The sequence below is a fragment of the Mesorhizobium sp. M6A.T.Ce.TU.002.03.1.1 genome, assembly GCF_003997275.1.
In the GTDB taxonomy this organism is placed as follows: Bacteria; Pseudomonadota; Alphaproteobacteria; order Rhizobiales; family Rhizobiaceae; genus Mesorhizobium; species Mesorhizobium mediterraneum.
In genome coordinates, this window is record NZ_RZTI01000137.1 from 1 (window position 1) to 15,633 (window position 15,633).

Consider the following 15,633-nt stretch of genomic DNA (forward strand, 5'->3'; position numbering starts at 1 on the left):
TCGCAACACCTCTCGAAGAGTGACCCTTTGGGTTTTCGACAATTAATATATACCTGAGTTCATATAGGTATACCGGACTAACGTATATATTCTTTTGACCGCCTGAGGAGCCTTCTCCAATTAATCTCTTGACACCTAGGAGCCCCACTTAATCCTCCAGTATGGATTGAACTTGAACTAGGTTTATTGATCTGGGATTGTCACCCTTAAGGAACCTGCGGTGCTTGGTTTGAACCTCTCGGTTTGACCCGTTACGCACTGATCCACTTGCTAAGAAATTCTTTTGTCGAAACCAATAGATGCCGGCCCGGTCCCCTCCCCGCTTTCCGTCTAGGATTCATTCGAGAGCAGGCGGGAGGAACGGGGGGAGTTCGGGCCGCTACTACTATGGCAAAGTCAGCCTGATCGAATGGCAACCAACTGGACGAAGACAAGCCCTAAAGAGCCTACTTTGTCTCCCTCCTCTTTGTCGCAAACCGGGAGGTTCCTCGGCGAGTACCCCACCCCCGGATTCTAATAATTTCAGCGAGATTTTTTCAGGGCGAGATACCCTATAGTATGGCCGGGGGCGTCCCCCCTTGTACCCCGGAGGGGGTGCCCGCCTGTCACACTGGGGTCACAACTGGTAACGGTCCGGCCCGGGTTAAGACGGGCGATTAGCTCAGTAGTCAACTTGTTTGACGCTCGACCGAAAACGTCGTAGATTGCGCAAGCAACTGATTTATCAGCGTTTTTGGGAGAATGAGAGCGCTATCTTCTTGATTTGGAGTGGTGGGCGATGACGGGCTCGAACCGCCGACATCTTCGGTGTAAACGAAGCGCTCTACCAACTGAGCTAATCGCCCGCTCCGGGCCGGACCTTTAAGCAGTTAGGGCAAGCTTCGCAAGGCCAAATGAGCGCACAATGCCCTTGCCGCTGATCGGATTCGGCAACAAAATCCTGCCTGTCAAAAAACCTTCTCCTGTTTGCTGTTATGCTGTCCTGCTCCGCTTGACACCCGGCGGCTTACCCCTTATCCACCGCCCCAACGACGAACACGGCTGACACGTGCTCGTCTTGCGCGGGTGTAGCTCAGTTGGTTAGAGTGCCGGCCTGTCACGCCGGAGGTCGCGGGTTCGAGCCCCGTCACTCGCGCCATTCTTTTTTGAATGGCTCAAGTCCTTTCGTACAAAAAGTTTCAACTTTCAGTTTCCTGAGAGTTTCAACTTTTTGTACTCGTTGCGTCACAAGCCGGCCATATGCGTTTGAGCATTGGATTTTCCCAGATCCGGTTCCCACTTTTGGGCCCGGTTCCCACTTTGGGTCGATGCTCTAACGGAGAAGAAGCCTTGGACGCCCTGAAATCGCTCATCGAATCGCGCCGCTTCGACCTCGCGATCATGGTCCTGATCCTGATCAACGCCGTCACGCTCGGCCTCGAGACCTCGCCCGACGCGATTGCTGCTTTTGGCCCTCTCCTGACGGCCATCGACCGCGTAATCCTCAGCGTCTTCGTGCTCGAGCTCGCAATCCGGGTGATCGTCTACAGGACGCATTTCTTCCGCGATCCGTGGCGCATCTTCGACCTCCTCGTCGTCGGTTTCGCGCTTATCCCCGCGACCGGTTCGCTCTCCGTGCTGAGAGCGCTGCGCATCCTGCGGGTCCTGCGCCTGATCAGCATCGTTCCGTCGCTGCGCCGTGTGGTCACCGGCTTCATCACCGCCCTGCCCGGCATGGGCTCGATCATGCTGTTGCTCGGACTGGTGTTCTACGTCTTTGCGGTGATGGCGACGAAGCTCTACGGCTCGTCCTTTCCCGAGTTGTTCGGCGGCATACCGGAGTCGCTCTTCACGCTTTTCCAGGTCATGACTCTCGAAGGCTGGTCGGACGGCGTGGTACGCCCGGTCATGGAGGTCTATCCGACCGCCTGGCTGTTCTTCATCCCGTTCATCATCGCGACCTCGTTCACCGTGCTCAATCTGTTCATCGGCGTGATCGTTTCGGCGATGGAGGCCGAGCACGAGGCGGTAGAATCGGCCGACAGGGCAACGCTGCATAGCGATCAGGCCACCATCCTCGCGGAGATCCAGGCGCTGCGGGCAGAGGTCCGGGAATTGTCGGGCGTTCGCGGCTAACTAGCTGCCGCAGACCCAGCAGCAATTTAGGCGGCTTTCAAACTCAGCCGTGAAAGAGCCTGCCGCTCCATTTGCGAAGCGGCAGGGTCCCCCAGACTACCCCCCGGACTGCCGGGGCAAGGTTGGCCCCGGTATTGTTGTCCATGCAATTGCGGCGCCAGACCCAGTGACCCATTACGGGACAACTATGCCAATGGCACAAGACAGGTTTGCTGATTCACATTAACTGTGGCTAATATGTCACCCTTGGTCGGAACGGAACAAAGTTGAGAGCGCCGGTGAGGCTGCGCGGCCTCAACCCTTAGCCAGCAACGCCTCGACCTCCTGCAACGTCGGCATCGACGGTGCGGTGCCGGGCCGGGTGACTGAAATTCCCGCGACGGCGCAAGCGAAGCGGACTGCTTGAAGCGGCTCCACCCCTCTCGCAAGTGCTGCGGCCAGGCCGCCGTTGAAGGCATCGCCCGCGCCGGTGGTCTCGACCACAGGGCCGGCGTTGACCACGGGAACATGGTCGGAACGGCTGGCCGTGTGCAGCAGCGCGCCTTTTTCGCCAAGCGTGATGATCACCGCACCGACGCCCTTGCCGAGCAGGCTTTCGGCGGCGCGGCGGGCATCGTCGAGGGAGGAAACCTTGATGCCGGTCAATTCCTCGGCTTCGGTCTCGTTGGGTGTGACATAATCGCAGAGCGTATAGATGCGCTCAGGCAGGCTCGCCGCCGGCGCCGGGTTGAGGATGGTCGTCACCCCTGCCCCGCGCGCGATCTCCAGCGCCCGCAGCGCCGCCTCGATCGGCTGCTCGAGCTGGGTGACGAAGACGCCGGCCGAGCGGATCAGGCCGGCGTTAGCCGCGATGTCGTCGGGCGAAATCAGCATGGCGGCACCGGGGCTGACGATGATGGCGTTGTTGCCGGTCGCCTCCTCGACGAAGATATAGGCCGCACCCGTATAACTCTGCGGCGTGTCGATGACGGCGCTCCTCACGCCGGCCTGCGCCCAGGTCTGCCTGGCCATATCGGCAAAGGGATCGACACCGAGGCGCGTCAAGAAGGTGACGTCGGCGCCAAGACGGCCGGCCGCAACCGCCTGGTTCGACCCCTTGCCGCCCGGGCCAAGCGTGAAGGATGTGCCAAGGATCGTCTCGCCCATGCGCGGCTGGCGGCTGGCGCGGTAGGCAGTGTCGGCGACGAAGACGCCCAATATGACGACAGGCTTGCCTGGCATCTCCCTACTCCGCGTTCGGCGGAACAACGCCCTTGCGGAACGCAAAACAGCCATAGAAGCGGCGCTCGCCGGTCTGGATGACGCAATAGGCCTTCTTGGCGCGTTCGTAGAAGGCGTAACGCTCGACCGAGATCATCGGCCATGGCTTGCCCTCGGCAGCGTCGATCTCCCTTTGCACTTCCTGTTGCACGGTGGGGATTTCGTCCGGCTTGCCGACGATCTCCATGCGGGCGGCCGCATCGTCGACGAAATTGTCCAACGGATAGAGCGACAGCACCGCCTTGACCACGTCCGCCGCCGGCGCGTCGATGCGCAGCAATCGGCCAAGCACGGTCTGGCGCGCCACCGAATCGGAGGGGAAGTTGGTGTCGGCGATGATCAAATCGTCGCCATGGCCCATCGCCCGCAGCGCCTGGAGCACGTCGGCATTGAGCAGCGGATTGATCCCTTTGAGCATGGCATTCCTCCCGAACGGGCTTTTTTTGATGTGAAGTTAGAGACGACGGCCGGTCTCTGAGTCGAAGAGATGGACCTGGTCGAGCCGTGGTTTCAGGTGCAGCGTGTCGCCCGGCTTGAAGTCGTGGCGCTCACGGAACAGCGCCACCATCTCGCCTTCACCGAAACGCAGGAAGACCAGCGTTTCAGAACCGGTCGGCTCGACCACCGAAATCTTCGCAGGCACGCCGTCGGGGTGGATTTCGAGATGCTCGGGCCGGACGCCGTAGACGACATTGCGCCCATCCTCCACCTTGCTGTTCGCGGCGATAGGGAATGGCGTTCCAGCAATCTCGACGACGGGCCTGTCGCCTTTGCGCACCACGCCCTTGAGCAGGTTCATCGAGGGCGAGCCGATGAAGCCGGCGACGAACAGATTGGCCGGCCGGTCGAACAGTTCCAGCGGCGCGCCGACCTGCTCGATGCGACCGTCGCGCATCACGACGATCTTGTCGGCCATGGTCATGGCCTCGATCTGGTCGTGCGTGACATAGATGGTGGTGGTCTTCAGCCGCTGGTGCAGTTCCTTGATCTCGGTGCGCATCTGCACGCGCAGCTTTGCGTCGAGGTTAGACAGCGGCTCGTCGAACAGGAACACCTGCGGGTTGCGCACGATGGCGCGGCCCATGGCGACACGCTGGCGCTGGCCGCCCGAGAGCTGGCGCGGATAGCGCTTGAGGTACGGATTGAGGTCGAGGATATCGGCTGCGCGCTTGACCCGCTCGGCGACCACCGCCGGGTCGGTCTTCCGCAGCTTCAGCGCAAAGGCCATGTTCTGCTCGACCGTCTTGTGCGGATAGAGCGCGTAATTCTGGAACACCATGGCGATGTCGCGCTTGGCTGGCGGCAGATGGTTGACGACGCGGTCGCCGATGGCGATCGTGCCGCCGGAAACGGTTTCCAGCCCCGCCACCATCCTGAGCAGCGTGGACTTGCCGCACCCTGAAGGACCGACCAGCACCACGAACTGCCCGTCGGCGATGTCGACGCTGACGTCGTGCAGGACCTTGACGGTTCCGAACGCCTTGGCCACTTTGCTGATCGCGACTTGAGCCATGGGCCCCCCTTTCGTTGCGGTGAAGCTAAACAACGCAAACGGCTAGGGCAAGTCAGTCTTTTATAGATAAAAAACCCCATTCTCGTTGACACGGCACTTGGTTGTGAGAATAGTGAAAGGGCTCGGGTTATGACCCTGTTCCGGGCGCACCGGCACGCTAGTCCGGACCACGGAAATCGAAGCGTCGCGGGAAGGAAACTTGGGCCGCTATTTCTAGGAGTCGCTGTTGTTGGGGAACACGTCCGGCGCTCCAGACATCCGAAACAATCACCATTGAAATTCTGGGAGGAATGAAAATGAAAGTCAGCCTTTACAACCAATTTATGCGCGCGGGTGCAACCCGCCGCGATGTCCTCAAGGGCGCAGCCAGCATGGCCGCGATCGCAGCGGCATCCGGCGCCGGGCTTGGCGCGCTGACGCGGCCGGCCTCCGCCGCCAGCGAGCTGCGCGCGCAGATCCTGCAAATCCCGGGTGTCGGCAAGGGTCAGCCGACCGATGCCGACTTCCAGCAGGTCGGCGAGCTTTGCCTGGAGGCGACAAAGGCCAACGTCAAGGAAGGCGAGTTTGCCGGCGTCGAGCTCACCTTCATGGGGCTCAACAACCAGAACCTGCACAATGTGCTGTTTCGCGGCTTCCTGAAGCCGTGGGAGACCTATACCGGCGCCAAGATCAACTGGATCGACCTGGCGCAGGCGGACTACAACGCCCGCCTGCAGCAGTCGATCGCCACCGGCACCGTCGATTTCGACATCATAGAGATGGGCGCGCCGTTCGAAGGCGATGTCTGCGGCAAGGGCCTGACCTCCGAAATGCCGGACTGGGTCAAGGACCAGATCGACATGAAGGACGTCGTGGCCTATTTGCAGCCGCCGGTCGGCACCTGGGACGGCAAGCAGTATCGCGTGACCGTCGACGGCGACGCGCATAACTTCAACTACCGCACCGACGTGTTCGCCGATGCCGACCTCGCCAAGGCGTGGAAAGATGGCGGCGGCGAAGGTGAATGGGGCGTGCCGAAGACCTGGCAGCAGGTGCAGGCCGTGACCAAATTCCTCAAGGGCAAGCAGTTCCAGGGCCAGGACGTCTTTGGCTATCTCGACGCGCCCAAGGCGTGGGGCGGTTTTGGCTTCTACTTCCTTGGCAGCCGCGCCAGCGCCTATGCCAAGCATCCCGACGACAAGGCCTGGCTGTTCGACGCCGACACGATGAAGCCGCGCATCAACAATCCGGCCTGGGTGCGGGCGATCCAGGACGTGATCGACGCGCTTCCGTCGGAACCCGCCGACCAGATCAACGCCGACCCGAACACCACCGCCTTCCAGCAGTTCCTGGCCGGCACCGGTTCGATGGTCACTTGGTGGGGCGACGTCGGCTCCAACGTCAAGACCAACGACTCGTCGGTCGTCGGCGATGTCACCGGCTTCTCGATCCTGCCGGGCTCGGACGACGTCTACAATTCCAAGACCGGCCAGTGGGACAAGCTGGCCAGCGGCCCGAACTATGCGCCGAACTGCGCCTATCTCGGCTGGGGTGTCTATGTCATGGCCCGCGTCGATAGCGACGAAAAGAAGAAGAAGGCGGCCTGGTCTGCCGCGGCCCATCTCGGCGGCAAGGATCTGTCGCTCTGGTGCGCGGCATATCCGTCCGGCTTCCAGCCCTACCGCAACTCGCATTTCGACATTCCGGAATGGGTGGCGGCCGGTTACGACGAGGCGTTCATCACCTCGTATCTCAAGTCGGAAGCCGACAGCTACAACCATCCGAACGCCGCGATCGAGCCGCGCATCCCCGGCATCTTCCAATACTACAGCGCCGCCGAGGACATTCTGGCCAACACGTTCGCCGGAAAGATGAAGGCGCAGGAAGGCGCCGACGCCATCGCAGCCGCCTGGGAGAAGCTGACCGACCAGATCGGCCGCGAAAATCAGGTCAAGCTCTACAAAGCCTCGCTCGGCATGTAGGCTGAGACTGTGGTGAACCGTGGTCCGGCGACGCGAAGCCGCCGGACTGCACCTAGACCGGCGAGCCGGTCATTAAAGCATTTAGTGAACGGACGAGACGCGTGGCTGACCAGACCTTGCCCACGAATGCGTGGCCGGCAAACGCCGCTCCATCCGATCTGATATCGCCGGGCCGCAAGCGGCTCGGCCGGGCTTTGATGGCCGCTGCGACGCTCGGCCTTCTGGCGGTGATCGCAGTTCAGATCCTCTACAAGACAGAGGTCGACACCATCGGGTTCGAGACCTGGCGGCCGGTCGTCTATGCCTATGTGCTGTGGGGTGTTGCGCTCGGCATCGGCCAGGTGCTGACACGCGGCGAAGACGGCCAGCGCGCGCTGTTCCTGCTGCCGGCGCTGCTGTTCACCATCGCCATGGTGATCTTCCCGACACTGTTCGGTTTCTACATCGCGCTAACCGACTGGAACCTCAGTTCCTTCTCCGGCCGGAAGTTCAACGGGCTCGACAATTTCTGGCAGATGCTGGCCGACCCTTACTACCGCAACGCGCTGTTCAACATGGTGCTCTATGTGCTCGCGGTGCTGGTCGAATATGTCATCGCTTTTGGTCTCGCACTGCTTCTCAACGCACAGATCCGGGCGCGCAAATTCTTCCGCGTCGTCTTCCTCATGCCGTTGATGCTGTCGCCGGTCGCGGTGTCGTGGATGATCGGCAAGTCGCTGATGGAATACCGCTTCGGGCCGGCCGCGGCGCTGGCGCGTCAGCTCGGCTGGGAAAACCCGGCCTTCTTCTCCAACCCGATCACCGCCCGCATCTCGATCATGGTGCTGGATGCCTGGACGTTCATCCCGTTCATGATGATCATGCTGCTCGCCGGCCTTCAGGCGATGTCACGCGAGGTGCTTGAGGCGGCCAGGGTAGACGGCGCCAATGCCTGGCAGACGTTCTGGCAGGTCACGTTTCCGTTGATGCTGCCGGTATCGGTGACGGCTATCATCCTGCGCATCATCTTCAAGCTGAAGCTTGCCGACATCATCATCACCGTCACCTCGGGCGGCCCGGGCGGCGCGACCGATTCCGTGTCGAGCTTCATCTACCGCGAGTATCGCGACCGCTCGAATGTCGGCTACGGCACCATGCTGGCGATGGCTTATTTGATCATCATCATCGTGTTCGTGACGTGGCTGTTGAAATTCGCCAACCGCTTCGTGCGCAACGTCAATTGATTGGGGCGGCAACATGAGCGTTCAGACCACCGAGTATGCCGCTTCCGAAATCCGCTCGCCGGCAAGCTTTTTCGCCAACCGCGTCTTCATCTATGGCGCGCTGGTGTTCTGGGCCTTCATCTGCCTGTTTCCGATCTACTGGACGATAACCACCTCCTTCAAGACGGCCGTCGACGTCACCCAGGGCCATCTCATCCCCTTCGTCGACTTCCGGCCGGACTGGAAGGGCTGGCGCTCGCTCGGCCTGTCACCGGATTCGATCTTCCGGACGTCGACGGTACGCGACGAGTTCATCAAGCGCTTCATGAATTCGGTCATCACCTCGGTCGGCGCATCGAGCCTCGCCATCGTCATCGGCAGCCTCGCCGCCTACGGCCTCACCCGCTACCGCTACCACTTCGCCTGGTTCAAGAACGAGGACATCTCCTTCTTCTTCCTGTCGCAGCTGATCCTGCCGCCGGTGGTGCTCGCTTTGCCCTTTCTCGTGCTGTACCGCGAAGTCGGCATGCTTGACACGCGCATCGGGCTGATCTTGCTCTACACGCTGATGGTGCTGCCGATCGTCATCTGGATCATGCGCGACCAGTTCAACTCGATCCCGGTCGAACTGGAGGAAGCAGCCCTCGTCGACGGCCTGTCGATCTGGGGCGCCTTCTTCCGCATCGTCATGCCGATCGCGCTGCCGGGCATGGTCGCGGCCTTCATCCTGGCGATGGTGCTGTGCTGGAACGAGTATTTCTTCGCCGCTCTCCTGACCTCGACTGACGCCAAGACCATTCCCGTGATGGTGGCGAGCCAGACCGGCTCGCAAGGCATCAACTGGTGGTCGATGGCGGCGCTGGCCACCGCCGCGATCACGCCGCTTGCCGTCATCGGCATCGCGCTGGAGCGCTATCTGATCATGGGCATGACCGCGGGCGCGGTGAAATAGACACCTGTCTTCCCTTCTCCCCTTGTGGGAGAAGGTGGATTGGCGCGTAGCGCCAAGACGGATGAGGGGTGTTGGAAGAAATGCGGCGCGCAAATGTCGAGGAATTTAGAGTGCTTACGTCTTCGAGGTAGCGATCCTTCCAGCACCCCTCATCCGACCGAGCTTCGCTCGGCCACCTTCTCCCACAAGGGGAGAAGGAAGAACCGCGCTAGGCCGTCAACATCGCCCTCAAATGATCGAGGATCATCGCGACGCCCTTTTGCCCCAGCTCCATCGAGGCCTCAGGGGCAGTCGCCGTGTACCATCCCGTATTGTCGGCGAAGTGGCTGGCGTCCACCGCTTCCGGGCACAGCGCCAGCATCACCGACGTCTCGCCAATGCCGGCATGGTCGAACGGATATTGGCCGTTCATCGCCGCCGGCATGAGCGGATGCACCTGCACCCAGTTGAAGAAATTGGCGCCTTCGGCATGTTCGGCATAATAGCCGGCCATCGCCTCGGAGCCCCACCAGCCCTCGCCGCGCTCCTTCTCGAGAAAGCGAAAGATCGCCTGGCGGCCGGCGGTCTTGAAGGCGAGATCGGTCGGCATGCCGGCGGCAAAGTTCTCGGTCTGGTGGTGGATGATGGCGTGGATATTGCGAAAACCGATGCGCAGCAGACTATAGAACAGCTCTTCGCCGAACGGCGCCAGCACACTGCCGCCGACCTGAACCGACCCATTGCCCTCCGGCCCCGCCACCGCGTAGCTCGCCGCGCCGTAGTAGAACGGCGGCAGGATGACGATGTCGGCTTCCTTTTCGAACAGATCCAGTATCTTGACGACCGCCAGCGTGTCCATGCCGACGGCCATGTGCTCGCCATGGTATTCGAGCACGCCGAGCGGGAGCACGACCGGCCAGTTCTCGGCGATCGCCTTGCGGATCTGGTGCGGCAGCATCAGCTCGTAGCGCATGAGCGCTTACTCCATGTTGGCGTGGTGGGCGCGCTTCGCCGCCCCTGGTCGCTGACCATTCTGAGCCGGGACAGGCAAGGTGAAATCGGCAAGTCTTGCGGCGCTACCCTCGCCCATTCTGAACAGGTTTTTGTCGGCATTGGTCATGACGGTTCCACCAATTTGCCGGGACCCCAAACCTGCCTGAACGTATTGGGCACGTTTCCTCCGAACAGCTTGTTTTTGCTCATGCTATCACCGTGAAATTCCGTGTCCAACGGCCCGAAGTGCTTTTGAAGTGCCACAGGCGTGATAGTGTCACGGCAATTGCGTAGGTGAGGAAATAGCAGGACATGAAGACACGGCATTTCGACCGCATCGGCAACGGCGTCAGTTTCACGGAGCTCGGCTTCGGCACGGCGCCGCTCGGCAACCTCTACCGCGTCGTCTCCGACGACGATGCCAATGCCACGCTGGAAGCGGCATGGCAGGTCGGCTGCCGCTACTACGACACCGCGCCGCTCTACGGGCTCGGCCTGTCGGAAACGCGGCTCAATCCGTTCCTGCGTTCGAAAAAGCGCGACGACTATGTGCTGTCGACCAAGGTCGGCCGCATCATGCGCGCCTGCCCGCCGGAGCAGCGCACCGGCATCGGCAAATTCTTCGACACGCCGTCGCGCCGCGAGGTCTACGACTACAGCTATGACGGCGTCATGCGCTCCTTCGAAGCGTCGCTCGAACGTCTGGGCGTCGATCGCATCGACATCCTTTTCGTGCATGACGTCGACATCTTCACCCATGGCAGCAAGGAGGCCTCGGACCAACGCATCGAGGAGTTCATGCGCTCGGGCTATTACGGGCTGCTGGCCCTGCGCGACCAGGGCGTTATCAGGGCGTTCGGCGGCGGCATCAACGAATGGCCGGTTGCCCAGACACTTGCCGAACGTGGCGACTTCGACCTTTTCCTGCTTGCCGGGCGTTATACGCTGCTGGAGCAGGAAGCGCTGCAATCCTTCCTGCCGCTATGCCAGAAGCGCGGCATCGGCATCGTTCTCGGCGGGCCGTATAATTCCGGGATCCTGGCAACCGGACCGAAGCCCGGCGCCTACTACAATTATTCCGAGGCGCCGCAGGACATTCTCGACCGCGTCACGCGCATCGAGGCCGTCTGCAAACGCCACGGCGTGCGCCTGATCGAGGCGGCACTGCAATTTCCGCTGCTGCACCCTTCGGTCGTGTCGGTGATCCCCGGCGGCCAGCGGCCGAGCGAGGTCGAAAGCAACCGCTCGCTGCTCGACGCGAAGCTGCCTTCGGCACTCTGGGCCGACCTCAAGAAGGAAGGGCTGATGCGCGCCGATGCGCCGACGGCATAAAGCCGCCTGCTTTCATCGGCTCGACACCTGCGGCCTCGCTTGGGTACAAGCGGCAAATCCCTGACTGCATTCAATCTTGGACGCTTTTGCCTGCCGAACCGCGCTTGTGCAGGCGGGCGAAATAGATGCGCCTGCCCGACACGGATCCGAACAGCTCTTTCCCGATCAGCGTGCCGGTTTGGCTGCTGAGTTCGTAGTCTGCTTGCCGCAAGATCTCTACTAATGCCGGATCGGGCCGGTTTTCGTCCAGCCACATCAACACCGCAGGGTCCTGGAGTAGCTCTTTCAGCTCCGGAACTTCGGGATTGAGCAGCACGAGGTCGCCCTCAGCAAGACGGAAATTTCCGACCCAAGAGGAATTGCCGAGGATCGTGCGCACCGGCCCGGTGGCCCGCAGGTCGTGATAGAGTTCTTTGAAGTCCAGCCTTGCGGTGCGAGATTTGCCTTCCCCGCCCATCAGTTGCGCATACCAAGTGAACGGTGTCACAAGCAGAGCTGTAACGACAGCCAAGGCGATCACGAAGCGCTGAACCTCTCGGCCGAACTCGCCCAGCTTTTCCATGCGTGCGGCAAGATAGAGCGGCAGCAGGAAAAGAACCGGCAGCAGCCAGCGGTTGCGCAACGACGTGCTACCGCTTGCCAGCACCAGCAGCAGCACAGCAAGAAGGCCTATCAGCAATGCACGCTCAAGCAACTTGTCCCGCGGTGCATTGAAGGCGTCCTGCCGTCGGGGGAAACTCCGTTTCCAAACGAAGCCGAGGACGTAGATGACTAGAGTCACGATGCCGAATGACGCGGTGGCATATATGATTTTGAACAACCCCTCGCCGCGGATGCCGATCATTCCGTCGTCATCATCGGCTATGCCAAACTTGGATATACGGGCGAAAATTGCGTCCGAATGGTAGTAGCTCCAAACTGTCGTCGGGGTCAGAACAAGCACGAAGACCGCCATGCTGAGCAGTATCCATGGTGAAACCAGCGCTGGTCGATAGGCGCGCACAGTCATCGCCGCCGAGAGCAGCGCTGCCAGCATGAGGACATCATTGAACTTGGCGAGCGTGGCCAGTGCGGCCGCCAGGCCGAAGCTCGCATAGGCCAGCGGCGTCCGGACATGGACGAGATGGGCGAAGGCGAGCAGCGTGACCGCGCAAAAGGCGAAGGCGGCTACCGAATGCGTCAAGCTGTGTTGCGCTTCCCAAAATAGCAGCGGCACCGTCATTAGTCCGAACATAGCGGCGGCGGCAGTGACCTGCTTATAGCCAAGCCTGCGCATCGCAGCATGGCTGGCGGCAAAGCCGACGAAAAGCAGGACATATCTGACGAGCTTGAGGCTGACGATGCTCGTCCCGAACCCTTGGCTTATTGTCCAGGCAATCCAGTTGTAGAGCGGTGGCTGTGAACCACCATAGCCGGCGGCGAGATGCGGCAGATAGATCAGTTGCTCGGCATCGTCGATGTTCACGCCGTTGCCTGCCCAAAGGCCAAGCAGCGACAGCGTCGCGGTTTGGAAGGCGAAATAAAGAGCGATGACGAGCACCGCGACATAAAGCCGGCCGACCTTGTCATCGGCAAGCCAATCAATCAGTTCTTCTACCTTCTGCAAGATGTGGTCGTCCCTTCGTGCCGGAGGAACGGCGTTACACGACTGGGGAGCAGAGGACAATTGGTGGCCGGGTTGCCCCAAAGCGCGTCGCGTTCGAACGGATTCATGCGACGCGCTTTAAACCCTTGTTTCTATGCATATCGTTATCGCAAAACCGCTGCGCACTTTTGCGCGACATGCATTAGGCGTCGGCGCGATACTCCCATTGCCGGCTCCGGAACCATTCACCTTTGGTCCGACACTTTAATCGGACGCAAAAGAAAAGCCGGGCATGCCCGGCTTTTCTGATCTCTGAAAAGGGTAAGAAGGCGCTTAGTTTACTGCGTCCTTGAGGCCCTTGCCGGCCGAAAACTTCGGCACGGTGCGCGCCGGAATCTTCACTTCCGCACCGGTCTGCGGGTTGCGGCCGGTCGACGCGGCGCGTTTTGACACGGTGAAATTTCCGAAGCCGACAAGCCGGACATCGCCGCCCTTCTTCAGTTCGCCGGTGATCACGGAAAACACCGCATCAACCGCCGACTGCGCGTCACCCTTCGAAATACTCGCGGCATCGGCGACAGCGGACACCAGTTCGTTCTTGTTCATAAAAATTCCCTTCCATGAGAAAACCGGAACGTACGACTCATCCGGCAGGAAACGGACTTTAGAAAGAAGCGCTTCCGCAACCAAGTCGAAAAGCGTGAAAAAAATCGAAAAAACCCCGGAATTCCGGGGTTTTTCACATGAAAAAGCCGGGCTCAAGGCCCGGCTCTCTGTTTGTGCATTGCAACTTTAGCAAGATCTAATGAGCCAGCGACTTGCTGGCGTCGTCTCCGGCATCCACCGCAGCCGGCGCATTGACCGGCTCGACCCACTCGATCGGCTCCGGCATACGCACCAGCGCATGGCGCAACACTTCGCCGACCCGCGCGACCGGAATGATCTCCATGCCGTTCTTCACGTTGTCCGGAATCTCCGCTAGATCCTTGGCGTTGTCTTCCGGGATCAGCACCTTCTTGATGCCGCCGCGAAGTGCTGCAAGCAGCTTCTCCTTGAGCCCGCCGATCGGCAGCACCCTGCCGCGCAGCGTGATCTCGCCGGTCATCGCCACATCGGCCCTGACCGGGATGCCGGTCAGCACCGAGACGATCGCCGTCGCCATCGCCACACCCGCCGACGGTCCGTCCTTGGGCGTTGCGCCCTCGGGCACGTGGACGTGGATGTCGCGCTTGTCGAACAGCGGCGGCTCGACGCCGAAATCGATAGCCCGCGAGCGGACATAGGAGGCCGCCGCCGAGATCGATTCCTTCATCACGTCGCGCAGATTGCCGGTCACCGTCATGCGGCCCTTGCCGGGCATCATGACGCCTTCGATCGTCAGCAACTCGCCGCCGACTTCCGTCCAGGCGAGCCCGGTGACGACGCCGACCTGATCGTCGGCCTCGACCTGACCGAAGCGGAAGCGCGCGACACCAAGATAATCGGCAAGATTGTCTGCCGTGATGTCGATCGTCTTCTTCTTCGTCTTCAGGATCTCGGTCACCGCCTTGCGGCCGAGCTTCATCAGCTCGCGCTCCAGGCTCCTGACGCCCGCCTCACGGGTGTAGGTCTGGATGATGCCGCGGATCGCGTCCTCGCCGACGGAAAACTCCTTCGGTTGCAGCGCGTGATCGCGGATCACCTTAGGCATCAGGTGGCGCTTGGCGATCTCGATCTTCTCGTCCTCGGTGTAGCCGGCGATACGGATGATCTCCATGCGGTCCATCAAGGGCGCAGGGATGTTCAATGTGTTCGCGGTCGTCACGAACATCACGCTCGACAGGTCGTATTCAACCTCGAGGTAATGGTCCATGAACGTCGAGTTCTGCTCAGGGTCGAGCACCTCGAGCAAAGCCGATGACGGATCGCCGCGGAAATCCTGGCCCATCTTGTCGATCTCGTCGAGCAGGAAGAGCGGGTTGGACTTCTTCGCCTTCTTCATCGACTGGATGACCTTGCCGGGCATCGAGCCGATATAGGTGCGCCGGTGACCGCGGATTTCGGCCTCATCGCGCACGCCGCCCAGCGCCATGCGGATGAACTCGCGGCCGGTCGCCTTGGCGATCGACTTGCCGAGCGAGGTCTTGCCAACGCCGGGAGGTCCGACGAGGCACAGGATCGGTCCCTTCAGCTTCTTCTGGCGGCTCTGCACGGCGAGATATTCGACGATGCGGTCCTTGACTTTGTCGAGGCCGAAATGGTCGGTGTCGAGCACATTCTGCGCGAAGGACAGGTCCTGCTTGACCTTGGAGTTCTTGCCCCACGGTATCGAAAGGATCCAGTCGAGATAGTTGCGCACGACGGTCGATTCAGCCGACATCGGCGACATCGTCCGCAGCTTCTTCAGTTCGGCCTCCGCCTTTTCGCGGGCCTCCTTGGAGAGCTTGGTCTTCTTGATGCGCGCCTCGATCTCGGCGGCCTCGTCGCGGCCGTCCTCACCCTCGCCGAGCTCCTTCTGGATCGCCTTCATCTGCTCGTTGAGGTAGTATTCGCGCTGGGTCTTCTCCATCTGGCGCTTGACGCGCGAACGGATGCGCTTCTCAACCTGCAGGACGGAGATTTCGGCTTCCATGAAGCCCATCGCCTTTTCCAGCCGCTCCTTGACCGAAAGCGTGGCCAGCATCTCCTGCTTTTCGGGGATCTTGATGGCAAGATGCGAGGCAACCGTATCGGCGAGCTTGGAATAGTCGTCGATCTGGCTG

At 61.1% G+C, this 15,633-nt stretch carries 13 protein-coding genes and 2 tRNA genes; 6 read left to right on the forward strand and 9 right to left on the reverse strand.

Annotated features, from left to right (window positions below):
* Positions 1-769: 769 nt before the first annotated feature.
* Positions 770-845 (reverse strand) — tRNA-Val (locus tag EOC93_RS27935).
* A 216-nt stretch (positions 846-1,061) separates the two neighbouring features.
* On the opposite strand from EOC93_RS27935, the gene EOC93_RS27940 reads away from it, so the two are divergent.
* Both EOC93_RS27940 and EOC93_RS27945 read left to right on the forward strand, forming a co-directional pair.
* Positions 1,062-1,138: transfer RNA gene (locus tag EOC93_RS27940), tRNA-Asp, on the forward strand.
* Positions 1,139-1,329: 191 nt separating this feature from the next.
* A complete protein-coding gene (locus EOC93_RS27945; protein WP_095489659.1) occupies positions 1,330-2,115 on the forward strand; it encodes an ion transporter in 786 nt (261 codons plus the stop codon).
* Between the two features lie 294 nt (positions 2,116-2,409).
* On the opposite strand, the gene rbsK is transcribed toward EOC93_RS27945, so the two are convergent.
* From rbsK to ugpC, 3 genes are read right to left on the reverse strand one after another with little or no spacing between them, the layout of a single operon-like run.
* Positions 2,410-3,336: a ribokinase gene (gene rbsK, locus EOC93_RS27950; RefSeq protein WP_126106855.1), complete on the reverse strand. Its 927-nt coding sequence runs from the start codon at positions 3,334-3,336 to the stop codon at positions 2,410-2,412.
* A gap of 4 nt (positions 3,337-3,340) precedes the next feature.
* Positions 3,341-3,793 (reverse strand): RbsD/FucU family protein, encoded by a 453-nt coding sequence (locus EOC93_RS27955; RefSeq protein WP_126106856.1) that lies wholly within the window; start codon positions 3,791-3,793, stop codon positions 3,341-3,343.
* A gap of 36 nt (positions 3,794-3,829) precedes the next feature.
* Complete coding sequence (gene ugpC, locus EOC93_RS27960) at positions 3,830-4,888, reverse strand: sn-glycerol-3-phosphate ABC transporter ATP-binding protein UgpC (protein WP_127206228.1); 1,059 nt, start codon at positions 4,886-4,888, stop codon at positions 3,830-3,832.
* Between the two features lie 296 nt (positions 4,889-5,184).
* Here ugpC and EOC93_RS27965 point away from each other — a divergent pair, with 296 nt between their 5' ends.
* From EOC93_RS27965 to EOC93_RS27975, 3 genes are all read left to right on the forward strand, one after another.
* Positions 5,185-6,849, forward strand: coding sequence for a sugar ABC transporter substrate-binding protein (locus EOC93_RS27965; protein ID WP_126106858.1), 1,665 nt, complete (start codon positions 5,185-5,187; stop codon positions 6,847-6,849).
* 101 nt (positions 6,850-6,950) lie between these two features.
* Complete coding sequence (locus tag EOC93_RS27970; RefSeq protein WP_127206229.1) at positions 6,951-8,072, forward strand: sugar ABC transporter permease; 1,122 nt, start codon at positions 6,951-6,953, stop codon at positions 8,070-8,072.
* Between the two features lie 13 nt (positions 8,073-8,085).
* The gene (locus EOC93_RS27975; protein ID WP_029353494.1) at positions 8,086-9,003 is read left to right on the forward strand and encodes a carbohydrate ABC transporter permease; all 918 of its coding nucleotides are present in this window, start codon (positions 8,086-8,088) and stop codon (positions 9,001-9,003) included.
* A 208-nt stretch (positions 9,004-9,211) separates the two neighbouring features.
* On the opposite strand, the gene EOC93_RS27980 is transcribed toward EOC93_RS27975, so the two are convergent.
* Entirely contained in the window at positions 9,212-9,955 is a 744-nt protein-coding gene (locus EOC93_RS27980; RefSeq protein WP_127206230.1) for a creatininase family protein, read from the reverse strand.
* Between the two features lie 6 nt (positions 9,956-9,961).
* Positions 9,962-10,102, reverse strand: coding sequence for a hypothetical protein (locus EOC93_RS34250; protein ID WP_158302576.1), 141 nt, complete (start codon positions 10,100-10,102; stop codon positions 9,962-9,964).
* Between the two features lie 185 nt (positions 10,103-10,287).
* Between EOC93_RS34250 and EOC93_RS27985 the strand changes: the two genes are divergently transcribed.
* Entirely contained in the window at positions 10,288-11,307 is a 1,020-nt protein-coding gene (locus tag EOC93_RS27985; protein WP_095485817.1) for an aldo/keto reductase, read from the forward strand.
* Positions 11,308-11,377: 70 nt separating this feature from the next.
* Here the strand turns inward: EOC93_RS27985 and EOC93_RS27990 are convergent, their stop codons facing one another.
* The 3 genes from EOC93_RS27990 to lon all read right to left on the reverse strand — a co-directional run.
* On the reverse strand, positions 11,378-12,913 hold the full coding sequence (locus EOC93_RS27990) for a glycosyltransferase family 39 protein (protein WP_164759301.1): 1,536 nt from the start codon (positions 12,911-12,913) through the stop codon (positions 11,378-11,380).
* A 312-nt stretch (positions 12,914-13,225) separates the two neighbouring features.
* The gene (locus EOC93_RS27995) at positions 13,226-13,498 is read right to left on the reverse strand and encodes an HU family DNA-binding protein (RefSeq protein WP_006201846.1); all 273 of its coding nucleotides are present in this window, start codon (positions 13,496-13,498) and stop codon (positions 13,226-13,228) included.
* A 196-nt stretch (positions 13,499-13,694) separates the two neighbouring features.
* Positions 13,695-15,633 (reverse strand): endopeptidase La (gene lon / locus EOC93_RS28000; protein ID WP_127206232.1); only part of this gene is annotated, 1,939 nt, incomplete at its 5' end.